General features: G+C 56.1%; 21 protein-coding genes. 16 read left to right on the top strand and 5 right to left on the bottom strand.

Going from position 1 to position 22,815, the window contains the following annotated elements; translation table 11 throughout:
* Positions 1-266 precede the first annotated feature (266 nt).
* From tig to ABLU96_RS01190, 8 genes are all read left to right on the top strand, one after another.
* Positions 267-1,565, top strand: coding sequence for a trigger factor (gene tig / locus ABLU96_RS01225; RefSeq protein WP_004848255.1), 1,299 nt, complete (start codon positions 267-269; stop codon positions 1,563-1,565).
* A gap of 315 nt (positions 1,566-1,880) precedes the next feature.
* Positions 1,881-2,504, top strand: coding sequence for an ATP-dependent Clp endopeptidase proteolytic subunit ClpP (clpP, locus tag ABLU96_RS01220; RefSeq protein ID WP_003021624.1), 624 nt, complete (start codon positions 1,881-1,883; stop codon positions 2,502-2,504).
* 132 nt (positions 2,505-2,636) lie between these two features.
* On the top strand, positions 2,637-3,911 hold the full coding sequence (gene clpX / locus ABLU96_RS01215; RefSeq protein WP_004099538.1) for an ATP-dependent protease ATP-binding subunit ClpX: 1,275 nt from the start codon (positions 2,637-2,639) through the stop codon (positions 3,909-3,911).
* A gap of 183 nt (positions 3,912-4,094) precedes the next feature.
* A complete protein-coding gene (gene lon, locus ABLU96_RS01210; RefSeq protein ID WP_004099539.1) occupies positions 4,095-6,449 on the top strand; it encodes an endopeptidase La in 2,355 nt (784 codons plus the stop codon).
* A 208-nt stretch (positions 6,450-6,657) separates the two neighbouring features.
* A complete protein-coding gene (hupB, locus tag ABLU96_RS01205; RefSeq protein WP_002444653.1) occupies positions 6,658-6,930 on the top strand; it encodes a nucleoid-associated protein HU-beta in 273 nt (90 codons plus the stop codon).
* A gap of 213 nt (positions 6,931-7,143) precedes the next feature.
* On the top strand, positions 7,144-9,018 hold the full coding sequence (ppiD, locus tag ABLU96_RS01200; RefSeq protein WP_064405102.1) for a peptidylprolyl isomerase: 1,875 nt from the start codon (positions 7,144-7,146) through the stop codon (positions 9,016-9,018).
* 148 nt (positions 9,019-9,166) lie between these two features.
* Positions 9,167-9,532 (top strand): helix-hairpin-helix domain-containing protein, encoded by a 366-nt coding sequence (locus ABLU96_RS01195; RefSeq protein ID WP_004848263.1) that lies wholly within the window; start codon positions 9,167-9,169, stop codon positions 9,530-9,532.
* A 110-nt stretch (positions 9,533-9,642) separates the two neighbouring features.
* A complete protein-coding gene (locus ABLU96_RS01190; RefSeq protein WP_064405100.1) occupies positions 9,643-10,044 on the top strand; it encodes a YbgC/FadM family acyl-CoA thioesterase in 402 nt (133 codons plus the stop codon).
* Between the two features lie 199 nt (positions 10,045-10,243).
* Here ABLU96_RS01190 and queC read toward each other — a convergent pair whose 3' ends face one another.
* Together queC and ABLU96_RS01180 are read right to left on the bottom strand one after the other, a co-directional pair.
* Complete coding sequence (gene queC, locus ABLU96_RS01185) at positions 10,244-10,939, bottom strand: 7-cyano-7-deazaguanine synthase QueC (RefSeq protein WP_014228183.1); 696 nt, start codon at positions 10,937-10,939, stop codon at positions 10,244-10,246.
* Positions 10,940-11,005: 66 nt separating this feature from the next.
* The gene (locus ABLU96_RS01180; RefSeq protein WP_064405098.1) at positions 11,006-12,706 is read right to left on the bottom strand and encodes an SgrR family transcriptional regulator; all 1,701 of its coding nucleotides are present in this window, start codon (positions 12,704-12,706) and stop codon (positions 11,006-11,008) included.
* 126 nt (positions 12,707-12,832) lie between these two features.
* On the opposite strand from ABLU96_RS01180, the gene cof reads away from it, so the two are divergent.
* Positions 12,833-13,651 carry an HMP-PP phosphatase gene (gene cof / locus ABLU96_RS01175; protein ID WP_025107162.1) on the top strand — a complete coding sequence of 273 codons (819 nt, stop codon included), beginning with the start codon at positions 12,833-12,835 and terminating at the stop codon, positions 13,649-13,651.
* A 46-nt stretch (positions 13,652-13,697) separates the two neighbouring features.
* On the opposite strand, the gene ABLU96_RS01170 is transcribed toward cof, so the two are convergent.
* A complete protein-coding gene (locus ABLU96_RS01170; RefSeq protein ID WP_025107161.1) occupies positions 13,698-14,750 on the bottom strand; it encodes a PLP-dependent cysteine synthase family protein in 1,053 nt (350 codons plus the stop codon).
* Between the two features lie 115 nt (positions 14,751-14,865).
* On the opposite strand from ABLU96_RS01170, the gene ABLU96_RS01165 reads away from it, so the two are divergent.
* Genes ABLU96_RS01165 through amtB form a run of 6 tightly spaced genes read left to right on the top strand, consistent with a single transcriptional unit; the run spans position 14,866 to position 20,812 of the window.
* Complete coding sequence (locus tag ABLU96_RS01165) at positions 14,866-15,324, top strand: Lrp/AsnC family transcriptional regulator (protein WP_004135994.1); 459 nt, start codon at positions 14,866-14,868, stop codon at positions 15,322-15,324.
* A 42-nt stretch (positions 15,325-15,366) separates the two neighbouring features.
* Entirely contained in the window at positions 15,367-17,139 is a 1,773-nt protein-coding gene (locus ABLU96_RS01160) for a SmdA family multidrug ABC transporter permease/ATP-binding protein (protein WP_064405096.1), read from the top strand.
* Positions 17,132-18,910 carry a SmdB family multidrug efflux ABC transporter permease/ATP-binding protein gene (locus ABLU96_RS01155; RefSeq protein ID WP_064405094.1) on the top strand — a complete coding sequence of 593 codons (1,779 nt, stop codon included), beginning with the start codon at positions 17,132-17,134 and terminating at the stop codon, positions 18,908-18,910. Before ABLU96_RS01160 ends, ABLU96_RS01155 begins: the two co-directional genes overlap by 8 nt.
* Positions 18,910-19,140 carry a hypothetical protein gene (locus ABLU96_RS01150; protein ID WP_004848281.1) on the top strand — a complete coding sequence of 77 codons (231 nt, stop codon included), beginning with the start codon at positions 18,910-18,912 and terminating at the stop codon, positions 19,138-19,140. The genes ABLU96_RS01155 and ABLU96_RS01150 overlap by 1 nt, the downstream gene beginning before the upstream one ends.
* Before the next feature lie 13 nt (positions 19,141-19,153).
* Entirely contained in the window at positions 19,154-19,492 is a 339-nt protein-coding gene (gene glnK / locus ABLU96_RS01145; protein ID WP_004099573.1) for a P-II family nitrogen regulator, read from the top strand.
* 33 nt (positions 19,493-19,525) lie between these two features.
* Positions 19,526-20,812, top strand: coding sequence for an ammonium transporter AmtB (amtB, locus tag ABLU96_RS01140; RefSeq protein ID WP_004848284.1), 1,287 nt, complete (start codon positions 19,526-19,528; stop codon positions 20,810-20,812).
* Positions 20,813-20,868: 56 nt separating this feature from the next.
* On the opposite strand, the gene tesB is transcribed toward amtB, so the two are convergent.
* Positions 20,869-21,732, bottom strand: coding sequence for an acyl-CoA thioesterase II (gene tesB, locus ABLU96_RS01135; protein WP_064405092.1), 864 nt, complete (start codon positions 21,730-21,732; stop codon positions 20,869-20,871).
* 220 nt (positions 21,733-21,952) lie between these two features.
* On the opposite strand from tesB, the gene ABLU96_RS01130 reads away from it, so the two are divergent.
* Positions 21,953-22,462 carry a YbaY family lipoprotein gene (locus ABLU96_RS01130; RefSeq protein WP_004848288.1) on the top strand — a complete coding sequence of 170 codons (510 nt, stop codon included), beginning with the start codon at positions 21,953-21,955 and terminating at the stop codon, positions 22,460-22,462.
* Between the two features lie 39 nt (positions 22,463-22,501).
* Here ABLU96_RS01130 and ABLU96_RS01125 read toward each other — a convergent pair whose 3' ends face one another.
* Complete coding sequence (locus ABLU96_RS01125; RefSeq protein WP_025107157.1) at positions 22,502-22,813, bottom strand: MGMT family protein; 312 nt, start codon at positions 22,811-22,813, stop codon at positions 22,502-22,504.
* Between the last annotated feature and the right edge of the window lie 2 nt (positions 22,814-22,815).

Raw genomic sequence — 22,815 nt, 5'->3', positions numbered from 1 at the left:
TTGCCTGAAAAATGTGCAATTCACGCATATTTACAGGCAAATTTGCTCGGGAAATGTGAAAAAAGCCGCAGCAGTGGGCGACAACCGTTCTCGACTCACAAAAGTGATGCCGCTATAATGCCGCGTCTTTTATTATGAATGTCTTCGGGATGATTCTGACGACAGGGAATGTGTTTCTGATTTGAAGAGGGCATCCCGGTTCTGCGAAGCAACCTGTTCGCGCTTCCAGAGTTGACCGAGCACTGTGATTTTTTTGAGGTAACAAGATGCAAGTTTCAGTTGAAACCACTCAGGGCCTTGGGCGCCGTGTAACGATTACTATCGCCGCTGACAGCATCGAGAATGCTGTCAAAAGCGAGCTGGTCAACGTAGCGAAAAAAGTTCGCATTGACGGCTTCCGTAAAGGCAAAGTGCCGATGAATGTTGTTGCTCAGCGTTATGGCGCATCTGTTCGCCAGGACGTGCTGGGTGACCTGATGAGCCGTAACTTCGTTGACGCGATCATCAAAGAAAAAATTAATCCGGCCGGCGCGCCGAACTACGTTCCGGGCGAATACAAGCTGGGTGAAGACTTCACCTACGCGGTAGAGTTCGAAGTTTATCCGGAAGTTGAACTGCAGGGTCTGGAAGCGATCGAAGTTGAAAAACCGGTTGTTGAAGTGACCGATGCTGACGTTGACACCATGCTGGATACTCTGCGCAAGCAGCAGGCGAACTGGAAAGACAAAGACGGCGCTGTTGATGCAGAAGATCGCGTTACCGTTGATTTCACCGGTTCCGTTGACGGCGAAGAGTTCGAAGGCGGCAAAGCCTCTGACTTCGTACTGGCGATGGGCCAGGGCCGTATGATCCCGGGCTTTGAAGACGGTATCAAAGGTCACAAGGCTGGCGAAGAGTTCACCATCGACGTGACCTTCCCGGAAGAGTACCACGCTGAAAACCTGAAAGGTAAAGCGGCCAAGTTCGTTATCAACCTGAAGAAAGTTGAAGAACGTGAACTGCCAGAGCTGACTGAAGAGTTCATCAAACGTTTCGGCGTTGAAGATGGTTCCGTAGCCGGGCTGCGCGCTGAAGTGCGTAAAAACATGGAGCGCGAGCTGAAAGGCGCCGTGCGTAACCGCGTTAAATCTCAGGCTATCGAAGGTCTGGTTAAAGCTAACGATATCGACGTTCCGGCTGCGCTGATCGACAGTGAAATCGACGTTCTGCGTCGTCAGGCTGCTCAGCGTTTCGGCGGTAACGAGAAACAGGCTCTGGAGCTGCCGCGTGAGCTGTTCGAAGAGCAGGCTAAACGCCGCGTTGTTGTTGGCCTGCTGCTGGGCGAAGTGATTCGTACCAACGAGCTGAAAGCTGACGAAGATCGCGTTAAAGGCCTGATCGAAGAGATGGCTTCTGCTTACGAAGATCCGAAAGAAGTGGTTGAGTTCTACAGCAAAAACAAAGAGCTGATGGACAACATGCGCAACGTCGCGCTGGAAGAGCAGGCCGTTGAAGCCGTGCTGGCGAAAGCTAAAGTGTCTGAAAAAGCCACTTCCTTCAGCGAACTGATGAACCAGCAGGCGTAATTTCGCCCCAAGGTTTAAGGTTTGAGCAAAAACCCGTTGCCGAAAGGCTGCGGGTTTTTTTATTGCAATGATAGCCTTAGGATGAGTGCGAAAAGGCGATTTCAGTGATAGCGTTACGACAAAAGATTGTTATGCTTGAATTATGGCGACGTCATCCCCATAACCGGGAGACGTAACTGCATTGGCATAATCATGCGCCGTAATGAAGCGTGCATCTATGCACTTCTGCCCGACGGCAGAAATTCTGGCTGATAATCCGTCCGTAAGGTTACAATCAGTGCAGCGGTTTTTTTCAAATTAATCCAGGAGACGGAAATGTCATACAGTGGCGAACGAGACAACTTTGCACCCCATATGGCCCTGGTGCCGATGGTCATTGAACAGACCTCACGCGGCGAACGTTCATTTGATATTTACTCCCGTCTGCTCAAGGAGCGCGTCATTTTTCTGACCGGCCAGGTAGAAGACCACATGGCTAACCTGATCGTGGCGCAGATGCTGTTTCTGGAAGCGGAAAACCCGGAAAAAGATATCTATCTGTACATTAACTCTCCGGGCGGGGTGATTACCGCCGGGATGTCTATCTATGACACCATGCAGTTCATCAAGCCTGACGTGAGCACCATTTGTATGGGCCAGGCGGCCTCAATGGGCGCGTTCCTGCTGACCGCCGGGGCGAAAGGCAAACGTTTCTGCCTGCCGAACTCCCGCGTGATGATTCACCAGCCGCTGGGCGGCTACCAGGGCCAGGCGACGGATATCGAAATCCACGCCCGCGAAATCCTGAAAGTGAAAGGTCGCATGAATGAACTGATGGCACATCATACGGGTCAATCCCTTGAGCAGATCGAGCGCGATACCGAGCGCGATCGCTTCCTGTCTGCCTCAGAAGCAGTGGAATACGGCCTCGTTGACTCTATTTTGACTCATCGTAATTGATGCCCCAGGCGCAAGGGTGCCGCTATACTTGTTTGAAAGAGGGCGGCACAACGCTTCACAGCGGTTTGCGCCTGAGAATGGCATTTGCGTCGTCGTGTGCGGCACAAAGAACTTAATAAGAGGTTTGGACTCATGACAGATAAACGCAAAGATGGTTCGGGCAAACTGTTGTACTGCTCTTTTTGCGGCAAAAGCCAGCATGAAGTGCGTAAGCTAATCGCCGGGCCATCCGTGTATATCTGCGACGAATGCGTTGATTTATGTAACGACATCATTCGCGAAGAAATTAAAGAAGTTGCGCCGCATCGCGAGCGCAGCGCGCTGCCGACGCCGCACGAAATTCGCCATCATCTGGACGATTACGTTATCGGCCAGGAGCCGGCGAAAAAAGTGCTGGCGGTGGCGGTATACAATCACTACAAACGTCTGCGCAATGGCGACACCAGCAACGGCGTTGAACTGGGCAAAAGTAACATTCTGCTGATCGGGCCGACCGGTTCCGGTAAAACGCTGCTGGCGGAAACGCTCGCGCGCCTGCTGGATGTGCCTTTCACCATGGCGGATGCCACCACCCTGACCGAAGCCGGCTACGTGGGTGAAGACGTTGAGAACATCATCCAGAAGCTGCTGCAGAAGTGCGACTACGACGTACAGAAAGCCCAGCGCGGTATCGTCTACATTGATGAAATCGACAAAATTTCCCGTAAATCGGATAACCCGTCGATCACTCGCGATGTTTCCGGCGAAGGCGTGCAGCAGGCGCTGCTGAAGCTTATTGAAGGTACCGTTGCCGCGGTTCCGCCGCAGGGCGGGCGTAAGCATCCGCAGCAGGAGTTCCTGCAGGTTGATACCTCTAAGATCCTGTTCATCTGCGGCGGCGCCTTTGCCGGTCTGGATAAGGTCATTTCCCACCGTGTTGAAACCGGTTCAGGTATTGGTTTCGGCGCGACGGTCAAGGCGAAGTCTGACAAAGCCAGCGAAGGCGAGCTGCTGTCGCAGGTTGAGCCGGAAGATCTGATCAAGTTTGGCCTGATTCCTGAGTTCATCGGGCGTCTGCCGGTTGTGGCGACCCTGAGCGAGCTGAGCGAAGAAGCGCTGATTCAGATCCTCAAAGAGCCGAAAAACGCCCTGACCAAGCAGTATCAGGCGCTGTTCAGCCTGGAAGGCGCTGAGCTGGAATTCCGCGACGAAGCGCTGGACGCCATCGCTAAGAAAGCGATGGCGCGTAAAACCGGGGCTCGCGGTCTGCGTTCTATCGTTGAAGCCGCGCTGCTTGATACCATGTACGATCTTCCGTCAATGGAAGACGTAGAAAAAGTGGTCATCGACGCTTCGGTTATCGATGGCCAGAGCAAGCCGCTGCTGATTTACGGCAAACCGGAAGCGCAGCAGGCATCTGGTGAATAATTAACCATTTTGCTCAAGCAGTTAACAAAAAGGGGGGATTTTATCTCCCCTTTTATTTTTCCTGCATTCCCGCCGTTGAATGTATGGAATACATCCCCATATACTGGTTTACATATTAACGGCGACGCGTCGTTGAGTTGCGTCGTCGGCTACCTGGCGGACTTTAAACTAAGAGAGAGCTCTATGAATCCTGAGCGTTCTGAACGCATTGAAATCCCCGTATTGCCGTTGCGCGATGTGGTGGTTTATCCGCACATGGTCATACCCCTGTTTGTAGGGCGGGAAAAATCTATCCGTTGCCTCGAAGCAGCCATGGATCATGATAAAAAAATCATGCTGGTTGCGCAGAAAGAAGCCTCGACGGATGAGCCGGGTGTAAACGATCTTTTCACCGTCGGGACCGTGGCGTCTATTTTGCAAATGCTGAAGCTACCGGACGGTACTGTCAAAGTGCTGGTCGAAGGTTTGCAGCGCGCGCGCATCTCTGCGCTGTCTGATAACGGTGAGCATTTTTCGGCGAAGGCTGAATATCTTGAATCGCCGGCCATTGACGAACGCGAGCAGGAAGTGCTGGTTCGTACGGCCATCAGCCAGTTTGAAGGCTACATCAAGCTGAACAAGAAAATCCCACCGGAAGTGCTGACGTCGCTGAATAGCATTGACGATCCGGCGCGCCTGGCGGATACCATCGCTGCGCATATGCCGCTGAAGCTGGCGGACAAACAGTCCGTGCTGGAGATGTCCGACGTTAACGAACGTCTGGAATATCTGATGGCGATGATGGAGTCGGAAATCGATCTGCTGCAGGTTGAGAAGCGCATTCGCAACCGCGTGAAAAAACAGATGGAGAAATCTCAGCGCGAGTACTATCTGAATGAGCAAATGAAAGCCATTCAAAAAGAGCTCGGCGAGATGGACGACGCCCCGGACGAGAACGAAGCGCTGAAGCGTAAGATCGACGCGGCGAAAATGCCGAAAGAGGCAAAAGAGAAAACCGAAGCGGAACTGCAGAAGCTGAAAATGATGTCCCCGATGTCGGCGGAAGCGACCGTCGTTCGCGGCTACATCGACTGGATGGTGCAGGTACCGTGGAACGCCCGCAGCAAGGTCAAAAAAGACCTGCGTCAGGCTCAGGAGATCCTCGACACCGACCACTACGGCCTCGAGCGCGTGAAGGATCGTATTCTTGAGTACCTCGCGGTGCAGAGCCGTGTTAACAAGCTCAAAGGGCCGATCCTGTGCCTGGTTGGGCCTCCGGGGGTCGGTAAAACCTCTCTCGGCCAGTCCATCGCCAAAGCCACCGGACGTAAGTACGTGCGTATGGCGCTGGGCGGCGTGCGCGATGAAGCGGAAATCCGCGGTCACCGTCGTACCTATATTGGCTCAATGCCGGGCAAACTGATCCAGAAAATGGCCAAAGTGGGCGTTAAAAACCCGCTGTTCTTACTGGATGAGATCGACAAGATGTCTTCGGACATGCGCGGCGATCCGGCCTCGGCGCTGCTGGAGGTGTTGGATCCGGAACAGAACGTGGCCTTTAACGATCACTATCTGGAAGTGGATTACGATCTCAGCGACGTGATGTTTGTCGCGACCTCCAACTCCATGAACATTCCGGCGCCGCTGCTGGATCGTATGGAAGTGATCCGTCTCTCCGGCTACACCGAAGATGAGAAGCTGAACATCGCCAAACGCCACCTGCTGTCAAAACAGATTGAGCGTAACGCGCTCAAAAAAGGCGAGCTGACGGTGGATGACAGCGCGATTATCGGCATTATCCGCTACTACACGCGTGAAGCGGGCGTGCGTGGTCTGGAGCGCGAAATCTCGAAACTGTGCCGTAAGGCGGTAAAACAGCTGCTGCTGGATAAATCGCTGAAGCACATCGAGATTAACGGCGACAACCTGCATGACTTCCTTGGCGTGCAGCGCTATGACTATGGCCGGGCGGATAGCGAAAACCGCGTGGGTCAGGTGACGGGTCTGGCGTGGACGGAAGTGGGCGGCGATCTGCTGACCATTGAAACCGCCTGCGTTCCGGGCAAAGGTAAGCTGACCTATACCGGTTCACTGGGTGAGGTGATGCAGGAGTCCATCCAGGCTGCGCTGACCGTGGTGCGTTCGCGTGCGGATAAGCTGGGTATCAACTCAGACTTTTACGAAAAACGCGATATTCACGTGCACGTGCCGGAAGGTGCTACGCCGAAAGATGGCCCAAGCGCAGGTATCGCGATGTGTACCGCGCTGGTTTCCTGTCTGACGGGCAATCCTGTGCGCGCCGATGTGGCGATGACCGGGGAAATTACCCTCCGTGGCCAGGTGTTGCCAATCGGTGGTCTGAAGGAAAAACTGCTGGCCGCGCACCGCGGCGGCATTAAGACTGTTCTGATTCCTGATGAAAACAAACGTGACCTTGAAGAAATTCCAGATAACGTTATCGCCGATTTAGATATCCATCCGGTGAAACGAATCGAGGAAGTTCTGGCACTTGCACTGCAGAACGAGCCGTTTGGTATGGAAGTCGTCACGGCAAAATAGTGATTTCGCGCAAATTGCGCTAAGAAAAATAGGGCTGGTAAGTAAATTCGTACTTGCCAGCCTTTTTTTGTGTAGCTAACTTAGATCGCTGGCAGGGGGGTCAATTACAACTCTGTTGTAAGGGCATGACAGTCCTGATATAACTGCTGCGCGGTCGCGCCACGAAGGATTCTGGTGCGATATAAATTATAAAGAGAGGAAGAGAACAGTGAATAAATCTCAACTGATTGACAAAATTGCTGCCGGTGCGGACATTTCTAAAGCCGCAGCTGGACGTGCGTTAGATGCTTTAATCGCTTCTGTTACTGAATCTCTGCAGGCTGGGGATGACGTTGCGCTGGTAGGGTTTGGTACTTTTGCTGTTAAAGAGCGCGCTGCCCGTACCGGTCGCAATCCGCAAACAGGCAAAGAAATCACCATTGCTGCTGCTAAAGTACCGGGTTTCCGTGCAGGTAAAGCGCTGAAAGACGCGGTAAACTGATCGACTTCCCCACTGGGGTCTGTGACGAAGTACAAGGGCGCATCGTAAGATGTGCCTTTTTTATTTGCCAGAATGAGACTTAATGTGACTTTATACGCACTTGTGGGCTGACAATCACCCCGTTTTCTTGTCAAAATACGTCCTCACGCGCGGCGGCCATCACATGCTATGCTGCGCGAGCTAAAGTCATCTACAGCGGAGCGTTGTTACACCATGATGGACAACCTACGCACGGCCGCCAACAGCGTCGTGCTCAAGATTATTTTCGGTATCATTATCGTCTCGTTCATTTTGACCGGGGTGAGTGGTTACCTGATTGGCGGTGGTAACAACTATGCCGCAAAAGTTAATGACCAGGAGATTGGTCGCGCACAGTTTGAAAATGCCGTTGCCAGCGAGCGTAATCGCATGCAGCAGCAGCTTGGCGACCAGTTCTCAGAACTGGCGGCCAATGAAAATTACATGAAGACCATGCGTCAGCAGGTGCTGAACCGTCTGATTGACGAGGCGCTGCTCGATCAGTATGCCCGTGAACTGGGTCTCAACATCAGCGACGACCAGGTGAAGCAGGCTATCTTCCAGACCCAGGCTTTCCAGGCGGATGGCAAATTTGATAACGAGCGCTTCAGCCGTATTGTTAATCAGATGGGGATGACGACGGATCAGTACGCGCAGGCGCTTCGTAATCAGCTGACGACTCAGCAGCTGATCAACGCCGTAGCCGGTACCGACTTTATGCTGCCGGGCGAATCCGACCAGCTGGCGGCGCTGGTTTCTCAACAGCGCGTCGTCCGTGAAGCCACTCTCGACGTGAACGCGCTGGCGGCGAAGCAAACCGCTACCGACGATGAAATCAACGCGTTCTACCAGCAGAACCAGGCGCGTTTTATGGCGCCTGAGCAGTTCCGCGTCAGCTACATCAAGATGGACGCTGCCAGCATGCAGGAAAACGTCTCTGACGAAGAAATTCAGTCATGGTACGACCAGCATCAGGATCAGTTCACTCAGCCGCAGCGTAACCGCTACAGCATCATCCAGACCAAAACCGAAGCGGATGCGCAGGCGGTGCTTGATGAGCTGAAGAAAGGCGCTGACTTCGCCACGCTGGCCAAAGAAAAATCAACCGATATTATCTCTGCCCGCAGCGGCGGTGATATGGGGTGGCTGGAAGATGCGGCGACCGTGCCAGAGCTGAAAGAGGCCGGTCTGAAAGAAAAAGGCCAGCTTTCTGGCGTAATTAAATCCTCCGTTGGGTTCCTGGTTGCCCGTCTGGACGATGTTCAGGCAGCACAGGTTAAACCGCTGGCTGAGGTTCGCGACGATATTGCGGCGAAAGTGAAGCAGGAAAAAGCCCTGGATGCGTACTATGCCCTGCAGCAGAAAGTGAGCGATGCGGCGAGCAACGATAACGAGTCGCTGGCGGGCGCAGCCCAGGTTGCCGGTCTTAAAGTGGTTGAAACCGGCTGGTTTGGCCGCGACAGCCTGCCGCAAGAGCTGAATTTCAAGCCGGTCTCTGAAGCTATCTTCAACGGCGGCCTCGTGGGCGAAAACGGCACGCCGGGCAGCAACTCCGATATCATCACCGTCGACGGCGATCGTGCGTTTGTTCTGCGAATCAGCGAGCATAAACCGGAAGCGGTGAAACCGCTGGCGGATGTAAAAGCGCAGGTGAGCGATATTGTTAAGCACACGAAAGCGGAACAGCAGGCGAAGCTGGATGCCGACAAGCTGCTGACGGCCCTGAAAGAGGGTAAAGGCGATGAAGCGATGAAAGCCGCAGGCCTGAGCTTTGGTGCGCCGCAGACGCTGTCACGCACCGGTCAGGAAGCGCTGAGCCAGTCCGTCTTTGCACTTCCGCTGCCGCAGGCAGGTAAGCCAAGCTACGGCGTGGGCTCCGATCTGCAGGGCAACGTGGTGCTGCTGGCGCTGGACGAAGTGAAAGCGGGTACGATGCCGGAAGAGCAGAAAAAAGCGATGATTCAGGGGATCACCCAGAATAACGCCCAGATCGCTTTCGAAGCGCTGATGAGCAACCTGCGTAAAGCGGCGAAAATTAAGCTCGGCGACATTATCGATCAGCAACAATAATTACGTGCTGCTTCGCAAAAGCAAGTAACGTGATGTCATTCTCAAAGGCCGCTTTCGCGGCCTTTTCCATTTCTGCATTTTGCCTTTTGTACTCTTTTTCCTTCGTCGCTATCGTGACCTTGCTGTCTACAAACAAGGAGATAACAGCATGAAACGAGGAATGAAAACGCTTATTGCCGCCGTACTGGTTTGCGCGGCGGGGAGTCAGATAGCGCAGGCGGCGCCTTCTGCCGGCAAAGCGTCGGCGCCGGTAAAGGAAAGCGTGCAGTCACCGCAGGCAAAAGCGCCGGATGCGTTAAATGCGCCGGATAGTGAAGGCACCAGGGTGAGTATCAATAACGCCAGCGCGGAAGAGCTGGCTAAGGCGCTGAATGGCGTCGGCCTGAAGAAAGCGCAGGCTATAGTGAGCTATCGCGAAGAGTACGGGCCATTTAAAACCGTTGACGATCTTAAGCAGGTGCCCGGAATGGGCAACTCGCTGGTAGAGAGAAATCTGTCACATCTGAAGCTGTAAATTTTCAGCGAAAGTTTGCACAGTCGTCATTATTTGCCAGACTGAAGAGGTCACACCAGTGGTGTGACCTCTGACCTCAAAACAACAATTAAAGATAAGGCATTTGCGCTATGCAGACACAAATCAAAGTTCGCGGCTATCATCTGGATGTCTATCAGCACGTTAACAATGCGCGTTATCTGGAGTTTCTCGAAGAAGCGCGTTGGGATGGCCTGGAAAGCAGCCCGGCCTTCCACTGGATGACCGCTCGCAACATCGCCTTTGTGGTGGTCAATATCAATATCAACTACCGCCGACCGGCGGTACTGGGCGATGTGTTAACCGTCACCAGCAAGCTCGAACAGCTGAACGGAAAAAGCGGGACGCTAAGCCAGGTGGTCACCCTCAATCCTAACGGCGAAGTAGTCGTCGATGCGCTTATCACTTTTGTCTGTATCGATCTAAAAACGCAGAAAGCGCTGCCGCTTGAGGGCGAACTGCGGGAGAAGCTGGAGCAGCTTGAGCCTCGCTAACAGGCCAGCCGGAGGGGGATGTCCCGGAGGCGGTGCTGCGCACCTGTCCGGGCTACGTTTCCTCAGCTGTCTGCGATCCGGTAGCGCGGGCAGGCGCACAGAAAGTGGCAGAACTTCCCCGAAGGCGCTGCTGCGTATCTGACCGGGCTATGCATCGTGAGCCGCCTGCGATCCCGCCACGCCGCCGGGAAGTAACTGGTTACTGGAGCCCGGTTTTCTGCTTCATCACCGTCATCACCCCAACCTTATCGCCCAGATACTGGCTCAGCCCGTTGGCGCGGAGGTTACAGGCGGCGCACTGCCCGCAGCCGTCGCCTTTAATACCGTTATAGCAGGTGAGGGTTTCATGGCGCACCAGGTCGAGCTGGCCCCAGTAATCGGCCAGGGCCCACGTTTCGGCTTTGTTAAGCCACATTAGCGGCGTCTCAAAGCGAATATCTTTCGCCATACCGAGGCTGACGGCATGGTGCAGCGCTTTCACGAACTCGTCGCGGCAGTCCGGGTAGCCCGAAAAGTCGGTCTCGCAAACGCCGGTGATAATGGCTTCCGCCTTCACCTGATACGCGTAAATGGCCGTCAGGGTTAAAAACAGAATGTTGCGCCCGGGTACGAAGGTATTCGGAATGCCGCTGGCGTCCGGTTCATAATCCGGAACCGGAATGCTATCGCGGGTCAGGCTGCTGACCGCCAGTTCGTTAAGCAGGGTGACATCAAGGACTTTATGGGCCACGGCCCCCAGCTTTAGCGCCAGTTCGCGAGCAACGTCAATCTCCGCGCGATGACGTTGGCCATAATCAAAAGTGACGCAATGCACTTCATCATACTGTTGCAGAGCCTGCACCAGGCAGGTCGTCGAATCTTGTCCTCCGCTGAAGACAACTACGGCGCGTTTCATGGTAATTCCTGACAATCGAAGTGAGGCGCATATGGTAGCGCCTGATGAACGTGACCACCAGCCCCGTCACGGCGCAGAGGCCGGTAGCCAGGCGCTGGCGAAATCAAACCAGCCGCGCGCGTTCAGCCGTAGTCCGTTGACCCCCGGCGGCGCGCTGATGCGATAATTATAATTGAACAGCGGCGTCATGATGGCATCGTCCATCAGGCTGTTAAAGACGTTGCGCAACGCTTCGCTACGGCTGCGTTCGTCCGGTAAGGACTGAACGGCATCCAGAGTCGCCTGGAGATGCGCATATTGCGCCCCGGTCAGCAAATTAGGCCACAGCACGTCGCAGCGTAGCCACTGCTCCAGCGCATAGACCGGCGCTTCGCCAATCAGGCGGTCGCCCATCATCAGGTCCGCCTGTGCAAACTGCTGGCAGCCATCCCAGTTTTTCGCATCATGGAAAATAATCGTCAGCTCGCAGCCCAGCTCCGCCAGCCGTTGACGAAGCCGATCCGCCATGGCGTGTAGCTCTACGGGGAGGTGATAGAGCAGCGTAAGCCGTTCAGGCAGAGGGGTATCATGATTTTCAGGCCACTGCGGAATAGACCAGCCCGGCAAGACTTCGTTGCTGGGCGCGATCAGATCCTCATCCAGCGGCAGGGTTTCTAACAGGGTGGAGCGATGAATCAGCGAGACCAGCCTTTGCGCCTGCGCTTTGTTAAGACGAGGGCTCTGGCGCAGCGTCAGATAGCAAAAGCCGAGGCTAATACTGTTGCTGACCTGACGTAGTCTGGTCAGCTCGTCAGGATCGCCAATGGTTATCTGTACCGGATGACGACAGCTGGTGCCCAGATCCTGCTCGAACAGCTGCGGCGTGATCCAGTACTCCACGGCCTGCAGCAGCGGGTGAGTGAGATGATAGCGCTGATGGTTTTCCAGCCGCACCAGGTCCGGAGTAAATCGCTTCAGGCGAAACGGTCCGCTGCCGATCGCCGGATCGTCAGGATGCGCCAGCACGCTGCAGTAGCTGGCAAGGCGGAACGGCAGCCAGTAATCGGCACGATGCAGGGTGATAGTCAGACACTGGGAGTGGGTGACGCTAATCTCGCTGATACTGGCGAACAGCGTGCGCAGCGCGGGCAGCTGCAGCAGCATCAGAAGCCGCTGCTGCAGCTGTGAGGTTTTAATCGGATCGCCGTTGTGCCAGAACAGGGTAGAACGAATATAAAAGTGCCAGCGCAGGCCGTCAGGCGACACCTCCCAGTGATGGGCTAAATCGCCTATCGGACAGGTACTCTGCGCATCAAATCGGGTCAGACCGGAAAATATCTCCCCGGCCAGGTGCTGCTCCGCGCGTCCCGGCATAAAACCCGGGCGCAGCGGCTCCAGCGGACGGTAGTAAGGAATACGCAGGGTCGGCGTATTGTTCTGCCATTGGCCGCCGAGAAAGGGGGAAAGCAGCGCTTTAAGCTCCACCGGCGCCAGCTGGGCCAGTTCGAGGGCATTTTGCTGCTGCCCTTTATTCAGCGCCTGCTCCATCATCTCATTGCGCAGCGTTTCCGGCGCTTTATAAAACTGGAGTAGCCCGCGCTTTCCGCGACCGGAGCTGGCCTGCCAGCTTAGCCAGCCGGACTCTTGCGCCTGGCGCAGCAGGGTTCGAATGTGGCGTTCGCTGCAAAAGCAGCGTTCGGCCAGCTCGCCGACGGTTACCTGCTGCGGCTCTCCGGCGGAGGGCTGCCAGAGTCGCTGGTACTGATGCAGACGGTTTAATAGCCTCATCGCTGTGTAATCCTGCGTAGATTGGTAAACCCGGAACAATAAAATTTATCTATTCACTATTACTTCCGTATATCTCAGGCAATACTGCAACACAAGCAAAATCCACCACGATTTGGGGAGCAGAAGATGGCAAGACTGGCTGCATTCGATATGGACGGTACGCTACTGATGCCGGACCATCGTCTGGGAGAAAAAACGCTTTCGACGCTCAAACGTCTGCGCGATCGCGATATCACCCTGACTTTCGCCACCGGTCGTCATGCTCTGGAAATGCGCCACGTTATCGGCGAGTTCTCTCTGGATGCGTTTTTAATCACCGGCAACGGGACGCGCATTCACTCTCTGGAAGGTGAGGAGCTGTATCGCCGCGATCTGGCTCCCGATGTGGCGGAAGAGGTGCTGCACAGCGCCTGGGAAACCACGGCCAGTATGCATTTCTTTAACGACGGCGGCTGGTACACCGGGCAGGCGATCCCGGAATTACTGAAAGCGCACGTCTTTAGCGGTTTTCGTTATCAGCTGTACGATCCAAAGCGAATACCGGCGCATCAGGTCACTAAAATCTGCTTCTGCGGCGATCATGACGATTTGCGGCGGCTAAGGCTTCAACTGAGTGAAGCGCTGGGCGGCAGAGCGGATCTCTGTTTTTCGGCGATGGATTGCCTTGAAGTGTTGCCTGGCGGCTGTAACAAAGGCGCGGCGCTGGCGGTATTAAGCCAGCATCTGGGGCTGACGATGCAGGATTGTATGGCGTTCGGTGACGCCATGAACGACCTGGAAATGCTCGGCAGCGTCGGGCGCGGCGTGATTATGGGCAATGCGATGAATCAGCTGAAAGCGGAACTCCCACATCTACCGGTTATTGGCGACTGCCGTCATCAGGCCGTCTCCCACTTTTTGACTCATTGGCTGGATAATCCCGATCTTCCTTATTCCCCCGAATAAAGAGACCCTGCCAGCAAGCCAGATATCCTGTGATATCTGGCTTCTTTTATTTTGCCTGCAGCATGTCGGCGATTTGTGCCTGCCATGAGGAGATATCGCCAATATTGGCCGCTACCCACTGCGGGTTGTAGTAGGTTTCCAGATAACGTTCACCGCTGTCGCACAGCAGCGTGACGAGAGAGCCGGTGCGCCCCTCTTCGCGCATCCGCACGGCCAGCTGCAGTACGCCCCACATGTTGGTGCCGGTGGAGGCGCCGACCTTACGTCCGAGCAGCGTTTCCAGCCATAGCGCGGTGGCGACGCTGGCGGCATCCGGTACCCGCAGCATCTCATCGACCACGTCGGGAATAAACGACGGTTCGACGCGCGGGCGGCCGATGCCCTCAATTTTACTGCCGACCGGGCTGCGCAGGCTGGCGTCGCGGCTCTGCCAGTAGTCCATAAACACCGAGTTTTGTGGGTCAACCACCAGCAGCTGCGTATCGTAGCCCTGACTACGAATGTAGCGTCCGATGGTGGCAGAGGTGCCTCCGGTGCCCGCGCTCATCACGATATACGACGGCTGCGGATGCGGCTCGTGGTTCATCTGACGGAAGATACTGTCGGCGATATTATTGTTTCCCCGCCAGTCGGTCGCCCGTTCGGCATAGGTAAACTGATCCATATAATGGCCGTTCAGCTCGCGGGCCAGGGTTTCGGAGGCGGCATAGATTTCGCAGGCGCTATCGACGAAATGGCAGCGGCCGCCGTAGAACTCAATTTGTTCAATTTTACGTTTTGCCGTACAGGAAGGCATCACGGCGATAAACGGCAGGCCTAAGAGACGGGCGAAGTAGGCTTCAGAGACGGCGGTCGAACCGGAAGAGGATTCGATAATCGTTGTCCCTTCTTTAATCCAGCCGTTGCACAGACCATAGAGAAACAGCGAGCGGGCCAGGCGGTGCTTCAGGCTACCGGTTGGATGGGTGCTTTCATCCTTCAGGTAGAGCTGGATCCCCGGGAACCCCGGAAGCGCCAGACGAATAAGGTGCGTGTCGGCGGAACGCTGATAATCGGCATTAATTTCACTAATCGCGTGTTTAACCCAGGCGCTGTTCATCTCAAATTCCTGTTTGTCATTTTGTGCCCAGCTTAGCGGAAATCGAAGGAAAAATTGTTGCCATTTAGCCTTTCAATTACAATGAATGGAGTAAATTTTTCTCCCAAGGTGCCCTATGTTAGATAAAATTGACCGTAAGCTGCTTTCTTTACTGCAAACCGACTGCACCCTCTCTTTGCAGGCGCTGGCCGATGCCGTTAATCTGACCACCACGCCCTGCTGGAAGCGCCTGAAGCGGCTGGAAGATGAAGGTATTCTGCGTGGACGCGTTGCGCTGCTGGATGCGGAAAAGGTCGGGCTTGGGCTGACGGCGTTTGTGCTGATTAAGACTCAGCATCACAGTAGCGACTGGTATTGCCGCTTCGTCAGCGAAGTCACGCAGATGGCGGAGGTTCTCGGTTTCTGGCGTATGGCGGGGGAGTATGACTACCTGCTGCGGGTCCAGGTGGCGGATATGAAGAACTACGACGATTTTTATAAACGCCTGGTAAACAGCGTGCCGGGGCTCTCGGATGTGACTTCGAGTTTTGCCATGGAACAGATAAAATACACCACTGCCTTGCCGATTGATTAACGGCATCAGCCGCTACGAATTACACACTCAGGATTTAACTGCTTGCGATTATTTGCCCAACTTAGCTGGTATTTCCGCCGGGAGTGGCGTCGTTACCTCGGCGCTATTGCTCTGCTGATCGTCATTGCCATTCTGCAACTGGTGCCGCCAAAGGTGGTGGGTATCGTGGTTGACGGCGTAACAAAACAACATTACACCGCGGAAAAGGTGTGGATGTGGATCGGCCTGCTGGTCGTTATTGCGGTGATGGTCTATCTGCTGCGCTACGTCTGGCGCGTATTGCTTTTCGGCGCCTCTTATCAGCTGGCCGTCGAACTGCGCGAGGATTTCTATCGCCAGCTCAGCCGCCAGCATCCGGCCTTTTACCTGCGCCACCGTACCGGCGATCTGATCGCTCGCGCCACCAACGATGTGGATCGGGTGGTGTTCGCCGCCGGCGAGGGGGTATTAACCCTGGTTGACTCGCTGGTCATGGGCTGCGCGGTGCTGATTGTCATGTCGACGCAAATCAGCTGGCAGTTAACCCTGCTGGCGCTGCTGCCCATGCCGCTGATGGCGCTGGCGATTAAGCGTAACGGCGATGCATTACACGAACGCTTTCGCGTCGCGCAGGCGGCCTTCTCCAGCCTCAACGACCGCACCCAGGAGAGCCTGACCAGCATCCGCATGATCAAAGCCTTTGGTCTCGAAGACCGACAGTCGGCGCTGTTTGCCGCCGACGCCGCGGATACCGGGTCGAAAAACATGCGCGTGGCGCGTATCGACGCCCGCTTTGACCCGACGATTTATATCGCTATCGGGACCGCTAACCTGCTGGCCATCGGCGGCGGCAGCTGGATGGTGATCCAGGGCAGCCTGACTCTGGGTCAGCTCACCAGCTTTGTGATGTACCTCGGCCTGATGATCTGGCCAATGCTGGCGCTGGCGTGGATGTTTAACATCGTGGAGCGCGGTAGCGCGGCCTATGCGCGCATTCGCACCATGCTGGAGGAGGCGCCGGTGGTGAACGACGGCAGCGAGCCGACGCCGGAAGGGCGCGGCACGCTTAGCGTCGCCGTGCGCGAGTTTATCTACCCGCAGGCGAACAAGGTCTCGCTGGAAAAGGTCAACTTTACGCTCCAGCCCGGGCAGATGCTGGGGATTTGCGGGCCGACCGGCTCCGGCAAGAGCACCATTCTGGCGCTGATTCAGCGTCATTTTGACGTCACCGAGGGCGATATCCGCTTCCACGACGTTCCCCTGACCCGGCTACAGCTGGATAGCTGGCGCGCCCGGCTGGCGGTCGTCAATCAGACACCGTTCCTGTTCTCCGATACCGTCGCCAGCAACATTGCCCTCGGTAAACCGGACGCCACGCAGGAGCAAATCGAGCACGTTGCGCGGCTTGCCAGCGTGCATGAGGATATCCTGCGCCTGCCGCAGGGGTATAACACCGAAGTCGGCGAGCGCGGCGTGATGCTTTCCGGTGGGCAAAAACAGCGTATTTCCATCGCCCGCGCGCTGCTGCTGGAGGCGGAGATCCTGATCCTTGATGATGCGCTGTCGGCGGTGGATGGCAGAACGGAGCACCAGATTTTGCATAACCTGCGGCAGTGGGGAGAGGGGCGGACGGTGATCATTAGCGCCCATCGCCTGTCGGCGTTGACCGAGGCCAGCGAAATTCTGGTGATGCAGCACGGGCATATTTCCCAGCGCGGTCGCCATGAGGCGCTGGCGGCGCAGCCGGGCTGGTATCGGGATATGTACCGTTATCAGCAGCTGGAAGCGGCGCTGGATGATATCCCGCAGGAAGATAAGGAGGTCGCCGGTGCGTAGTTTCACTGAACTCTGGCCGACCTTAAAGCGCCTGCTGGCCTACGGCTCCCCGTGGCGTAAACCGCTGATGATAGCGGTTGCCATGATGTGGGTTGCGGCGGTGGCGGAAGTCAGCGGCCCGCTGCTGATCAGCTATTTCATCGACAATATGGTGGCGAAGAACTCGCTGCCGTTGAAGCTGGTCTGCGGCCTCGCCGCGGCCTACATTGGCCTGCAACTCCTTGCCGCTGGCCTGCATTACTGCCAGGCGCTGCTGTTTAATCGCGCGGCGGTCGGCGTGGTGCAGCAGCTGCGCAGCGATGTGATGGACGCCGCGCTGCGTCAGCCGCTCAGCGAGTTTGATACGCAGCCGGTCGGGCAGCTCATCTCGCGGGTTACCAACGATACCGAAGTGATTCGCGATCTCTACGTGACCGTGGTGGCGACCGTGCTGCGTAGCGCCGCTTTGATTGGCGCGATGCTGGTGGCGATGTTCAGCCTTGACTGGCGGATGGCGCTGGTGGCTATCGCTATTTTCCCGGCGGTGCTGATCGTGATGATGATTTATCAGCGCTACAGCACGCCCATCGTCAGGCGGGTTCGCGCCTGGCTGGCGGACATCAACGACGGTTTTAATGAAGTGATTAACGGCATGGGCGTCATCCAGCAGTTCCGCCAGCAGGCGCGGTTCGGCGAGCGGATGCGCGAGGCCAGCTACGCCCACTATCTGGCGCGTATGCAAACCCTGCGTCTTGATGGCTTCCTGCTGCGCCCACTGCTGAGCCTCTTCTCTTCATTAATTCTCTGCGGCCTGCTGATGCTGTTTGGTTTCAGCAGCAGCGGAACGATCGAAGTCGGGGTGCTATACGCCTTTATTAGCTATCTTGGGCGACTGAACGAGCCGCTGATCGAGCTGACCACCCAGCAGTCAATGCTGCAGCAGGCGGTCGTGGCAGGCGAGCGCGTCTTCGAGCTCATGGACAAACCGCGTCAGGCGTGGGGTGAAGATAGCGAGCCGCTGCGCAGCGGGGCGATGAGTATCGATCATGTCTCTTTTGCCTACCGCGACGATAGCCTGGTGTTGCAGGATATTAATCTCGATATCCCGTCCCGCAGCTTTGTGGCTCTGGTTGGTCATACCGGGAGCGGTAAAAGCACCCTGGCCAGCCTGATGATGGGCTACTACCCGTTAACCCAGGGAGAGATTCGCATCGACGGTCGTCCGCTTTCTTCCTTAAGCCACAGCGCGCTGCGGCAGGGGATTGCAATGGTGCAGCAGGATCCGGTGGTGCTGGCTGACACCTTCTATGCCAACGTCACCCTCGGTCGCGACATCAGCGAAGAGCAGGTGTGGGAAGCGCTGGAAGCGGTACAGCTGGCGGCGCTGGCCCGTGAAATGGAAAACGGTATTTATACGCTGCTGGGCGAGCAGGGGAATAATCTCTCCGTTGGCCAGAAACAGCTGCTGGCGCTGGCGCGGGTGCTGGTCGATACGCCGCAGGTGCTGATTCTTGATGAGGCGACGGCCAATATCGATTCCGGTACCGAGCAGGCGATTCAGCAGGCTCTGGCTCGGGTGCGCGAGCACACCACGCTGGTGGTGATTGCGCACCGCTTATCGACCATCGTCGAGGCCGATACGATCCTGGTACTGCACCGCGGTCAGGCCGTTGAGCGCGGAAGTCACCAGCAGCTGCTGGCGGCCAGAGGCCGCTACTGGCAGATGTATCAGCTGCAGCTGGCTGGCGAAGAGCTGGCGGCCAGCGCGCAGGAAGAGTCGCTTATCGCCTGATGCACCATAAACAGGCAGCGGCGCCGCCGCGGCCTGAGGTGGTGCAAAATCGTCACAAGCTGCGCACTGAAATGGTGCAGTTTCAGGCAAAAGAGGCATTTTGCCGCTTCGTTTCCGCCGAATTATTCTCCTTCCTCCTCAAAAAGGGCCGCCTGGCGGTCCTTTTTCATTTCTGGCATAGCCCTTGCTTTATTAGAGACGTGTTAGCTGCGGCCATTACCGAATTCTGACTGGAGGGGACTTATGAAGCTGGTTACCGTGGTAATCAAACCATTCAAACTGGAAGACGTGCGTGAAGCATTATCTTCAATGGGTATTCAGGGCCTGACGGTCACTGAAGTTAAAGGGTTCGGCCGTCAGAAAGGCCACGCGGAGCTCTATCGCGGCGCGGAATATAGCGTCAATTTTCTGCCGAAAGTGAAAATTGACGTCGCGATTGCCGACGATCAGCTGGACGAAGTCGTCGATGTCATCAGTAAAGCGGCTTACACCGGAAAGATTGGCGACGGCAAAATCTTTGTCGCCGAGCTGCAGCGCGTGATTCGCATCCGTACCGGCGAATCAGACGAAGCGGCACTGTAACTTTCAGACCACACAGTGATGGGGAACGAAACAATGAAGATAGCAACAATGAAAACAGGTCTGGGAGCGTTGGCTCTCCTTCCGGGGCTGGCGATGGCCGCACCGGCGGTCGCGGACAAAGCCGACAACGCTTTTATGATGATTTGCACCGCGCTGGTGCTGTTTATGACGATTCCGGGCATCGCGCTGTTCTACGGCGGGCTGATCCGCGGTAAAAACGTTCTCTCCATGCTGACGCAGGTCATCGTGACGTTTGCGCTGGTCTGCGTACTGTGGGTGGTTTATGGCTACACGTTGGCCTTCGGCGCTGGCGGCAGCTTCTTCGGCAACTTCGACTGGGTACTGCTGAAAAATATTGAACTGAAAGCGCTGATGGGGAGCTTCTATCAGTACATCCACGTTGCTTTCCAGGGCTCCTTTGCCTGTATTACCGTTGGCCTGATCGTCGGTGCGCTGGCGGAACGTATTCGCTTCTCGGCGGTACTGATATTCGTTGTGGTATGGATGACGCTCTCTTATGTGCCGATTGCGCACATGGTATGGGGCGGCGGTCTGTTGGCTACGCACGGCGCGCTTGATTTCGCCGGCGGTACGGTTGTTCACATCAACGCCGCGGTCGCGGGGCTGGTGGGCGCCTACATGATGGGCAAACGCGTCGGCTTTGGTAAAGAAGCGTTCAAACCGCATAACCTGCCGATGGTTTTCACCGGCACCGCCATCCTCTACGTTGGCTGGTTCGGCTTTAACGCCGGTTCAGCAAGCGCGGCGAACGAAATTGCCGGTCTGGCGTTTGTTAACACCGTGGTTGCAACGGCGGCGGCTATCCTGGCATGGACCTTCGGCGAGTGGGCAACCCGCGGCAAGCCGTCACTGCTGGGCGCCTGTTCAGGGGCGATTGCCGGTCTGGTCGGCATCACTCCGGCCTGTGGCTACATTGGCGTCGGCGGCTCGCTGATTGTGGGTATCGCTGCGGGCCTTGCGGGTCTGTGGGGCGTCACCGTTCTGAAACGCTGGCTGCGCGTTGATGACCCGTGCGATGTGTTTGGCGTCCACGGCGTCTGCGGTATCGTAGGTTGCATCCTGACCGGTATCTTCGCCGCGACTTCTCTGGGCGGTGTGGGCTACGCGGAAGGCGTCACCATGGGCCATCAGGTTCTGGTACAGCTGGAAAGCATCGGTATCACCATCGTCTGGTCAGGCGTCGTCGCCTTTATCGGTTACAAGGTTGCCGATATGACCGTTGGCCTGCGCGTACCGGAAGATCAAGAGCGTGAAGGACTGGACGTAAACAGCCACGGCGAAAACGCCTACAACGCCTGATAAAACGAGTTATCTCCTGAAGCTGCAGAGCCTCCCCTCGGGGAGGCTCTGCTTTTTTATGCGTTGCGATTACGCATGACGCCTTCCTGCACCGTGGAAGCCACCAGCGTACCGTCCTGAGTGTAGAACTCGCCGCGGACAAAACCGCGCGCGCTGGAGGCGGAGGTGCTCTCAACGCTGTACAGCAGCCAGTCGTTGATGTTGAACGGGCGGTGGAACCACATTGAGTGATCGATGGTGGCAACCTGCATGCCCGGCTCCAGAAAACCGACGCCGTGAGGCTGCAGGGCAACGGGCAGGAAGTTAAAATCCGAAGCGTAGCCCAGCAGAGACTGATGGGTGCGGAGATCTTCCGGCACTACGCCGTTGGCGCGGATCCAGACCTGACGCGTTGGTTCTGCAACGTGTCCTTTCAGAGGGTTATGGAATTCGACCGGGCGAATCTCCAGCGGTTTATCGCAGAGAAATTTCTCTTTGACCTGCGGCGGCAGCAGGTGGGCCAGCTTGCGGGCAATATCCGTTTCGGAGGGAAGCGCGTCCGGAGCGGGTGCCGCTGGCATAGTTTTCTGATGTTCATAGCCGGGTTCTGGCGCCTGGAAAGAGGCGGTCATATAGAAAATGGGCTTCCCGTTTTGAATCGCCGCCACCCGGCGGGCGCTGAAGCTATTGCCATCGCGCAGGACTTCAACATCATAGATGATAGGTTTCAGGCTATCGCCGGGACGCAGGAAGTAGCTGTGAAACGAGTGAATCAGGCGTTCTGAGGGCACCGTCTCTTTTGCCGCATACAGCGCCTGACCCACTACCTGGCCGCCAAAGACCTGTCGCAATCCCAGATCTTCGCTCTGTCCGCGGAACAATCCCTCTTCAATTTTTTCCAGATTTAACAATGCCAGCAAATGGGTTAGTGCCTGACTCATAGTTATCCTCAATCAATGATGACTGCCTGGCGCAGCGCGTTATTGAGGCAAAGTATAACCTGGAATCGCAAGTGGTCCGATGGGTTCAATAATCTGAATATGGGCTCTTTTCCAGGAAGAGATCTGAGATCTGTGCCACACTTATTCACGATACTAATGTCCTGTCCCCGATTGTGGCTGGATGTACTCCTGTTAAAGAAGGGATGAAAAGGAGAAAAGAATGAAATTTGCCTATATGTTAAGTGCTTTAGCCGTAGCGGCTACGCTGTCTGCCTGTGCGAACAACCACAACAGCAATGCAGCGAACCAGGCGGCGCCCGATCCTTATGGCATTGCCTCACTAAGCTCCTCGCAGCAGCAGCCTAACGTATCCGGGACCATCAATATTCGACAGCGCGTGGCGTTACCGCCGGACGCGGTATTGACCGTAACCCTGTCGGATGCGTCTCTGGCCGATGCGCCAGCGCACGTGCTGTCGCAAAAAGCGGTAAGGACCGAAGGGAAGCAGGCGCCGTTTAACTTTGTCCTGCCCTATAACCAGGCGCAAATTCAGCCTAATGCCCGCATTCTTCTCAGCGCGGCGATTACCGTTAACGGTCAGCTGATGTTTATTACCGATACCGTGCAGACGGTGATTAACCAGGGCGGTAACCGGGCCGATCTGGTGCTGGTGCCGGTTCAGCAAACGGCGGTGCCGGTGGCGAACAACAGCGCTCCTGCTGCCCAGTAACTCCCCACCATGCCCCTTTACAGGGGCATTTTTTTGCCTTCAATAAATCCAGCGGTAGTGCTGGAGATCAATATGTCCGCTGCCTGAAACCTGGACGCCCTCCGCCAGTAGCGCCTGGCGTTGGCGCTGCAGATCTGGTCCGGTAAGGGAGATATCGCCGTGGCGGTTGACGACCCGATGCCAGGGGAGAGTCGATCCTTCCGGCAGGCGCTTTAATACTCCGCCCACCTGGCGAGCCGCTCGCGGTGAACCCGCCAGATGAGCAATGTCGCCGTAGGTGGCAACGTATCCCTCTGGAATCGAGGCGACTATCTGCCAGACCCGCTGCGGAAAAGTATCGTGAGAATCCATAG

The organism is Klebsiella sp. CN_Kp106 (assembly GCF_040064575.1).
Classification (GTDB): domain Bacteria; phylum Pseudomonadota; class Gammaproteobacteria; order Enterobacterales; family Enterobacteriaceae; genus Klebsiella; species Klebsiella michiganensis.
Note: the sequence above shows the minus strand (reverse complement) of the source record. Positions and strands in the feature narration are given on the sequence as shown.

Coding starts and splice junctions, on each gene's coding strand:
- tig (WP_004848255.1), top strand. CDS start 267: ATGCAAGTTTCAGTTGAAACCACTCAGGGCCTTGGGCGCCGTGTAACG.
- clpP (WP_003021624.1), top strand. CDS start 1,881: ATGTCATACAGTGGCGAACGAGACAACTTTGCACCCCATATGGCCCTG.
- clpX (WP_004099538.1), top strand. CDS start 2,637: ATGACAGATAAACGCAAAGATGGTTCGGGCAAACTGTTGTACTGCTCT.
- lon (WP_004099539.1), top strand. CDS start 4,095: ATGAATCCTGAGCGTTCTGAACGCATTGAAATCCCCGTATTGCCGTTG.
- ppiD (WP_064405102.1), top strand. CDS start 7,144: ATGATGGACAACCTACGCACGGCCGCCAACAGCGTCGTGCTCAAGATT.
- ABLU96_RS01195 (WP_004848263.1), top strand. CDS start 9,167: ATGAAACGAGGAATGAAAACGCTTATTGCCGCCGTACTGGTTTGCGCG.
- ABLU96_RS01190 (WP_064405100.1), top strand. CDS start 9,643: ATGCAGACACAAATCAAAGTTCGCGGCTATCATCTGGATGTCTATCAG.
- queC (WP_014228183.1), bottom strand. CDS start 10,939: ATGAAACGCGCCGTAGTTGTCTTCAGCGGAGGACAAGATTCGACGACC.
- ABLU96_RS01180 (WP_064405098.1), bottom strand. CDS start 12,706: ATGAGGCTATTAAACCGTCTGCATCAGTACCAGCGACTCTGGCAGCCC.
- cof (WP_025107162.1), top strand. CDS start 12,833: ATGGCAAGACTGGCTGCATTCGATATGGACGGTACGCTACTGATGCCG.
- ABLU96_RS01170 (WP_025107161.1), bottom strand. CDS start 14,750: ATGAACAGCGCCTGGGTTAAACACGCGATTAGTGAAATTAATGCCGAT.
- ABLU96_RS01165 (WP_004135994.1), top strand. CDS start 14,866: ATGTTAGATAAAATTGACCGTAAGCTGCTTTCTTTACTGCAAACCGAC.
- ABLU96_RS01150 (WP_004848281.1), top strand. CDS start 18,910: ATGCACCATAAACAGGCAGCGGCGCCGCCGCGGCCTGAGGTGGTGCAA.
- glnK (WP_004099573.1), top strand. CDS start 19,154: ATGAAGCTGGTTACCGTGGTAATCAAACCATTCAAACTGGAAGACGTG.
- amtB (WP_004848284.1), top strand. CDS start 19,526: ATGAAGATAGCAACAATGAAAACAGGTCTGGGAGCGTTGGCTCTCCTT.
- tesB (WP_064405092.1), bottom strand. CDS start 21,732: ATGAGTCAGGCACTAACCCATTTGCTGGCATTGTTAAATCTGGAAAAA.
- ABLU96_RS01130 (WP_004848288.1), top strand. CDS start 21,953: ATGAAATTTGCCTATATGTTAAGTGCTTTAGCCGTAGCGGCTACGCTG.
- ABLU96_RS01125 (WP_025107157.1), bottom strand. CDS start 22,813: ATGGATTCTCACGATACTTTTCCGCAGCGGGTCTGGCAGATAGTCGCC.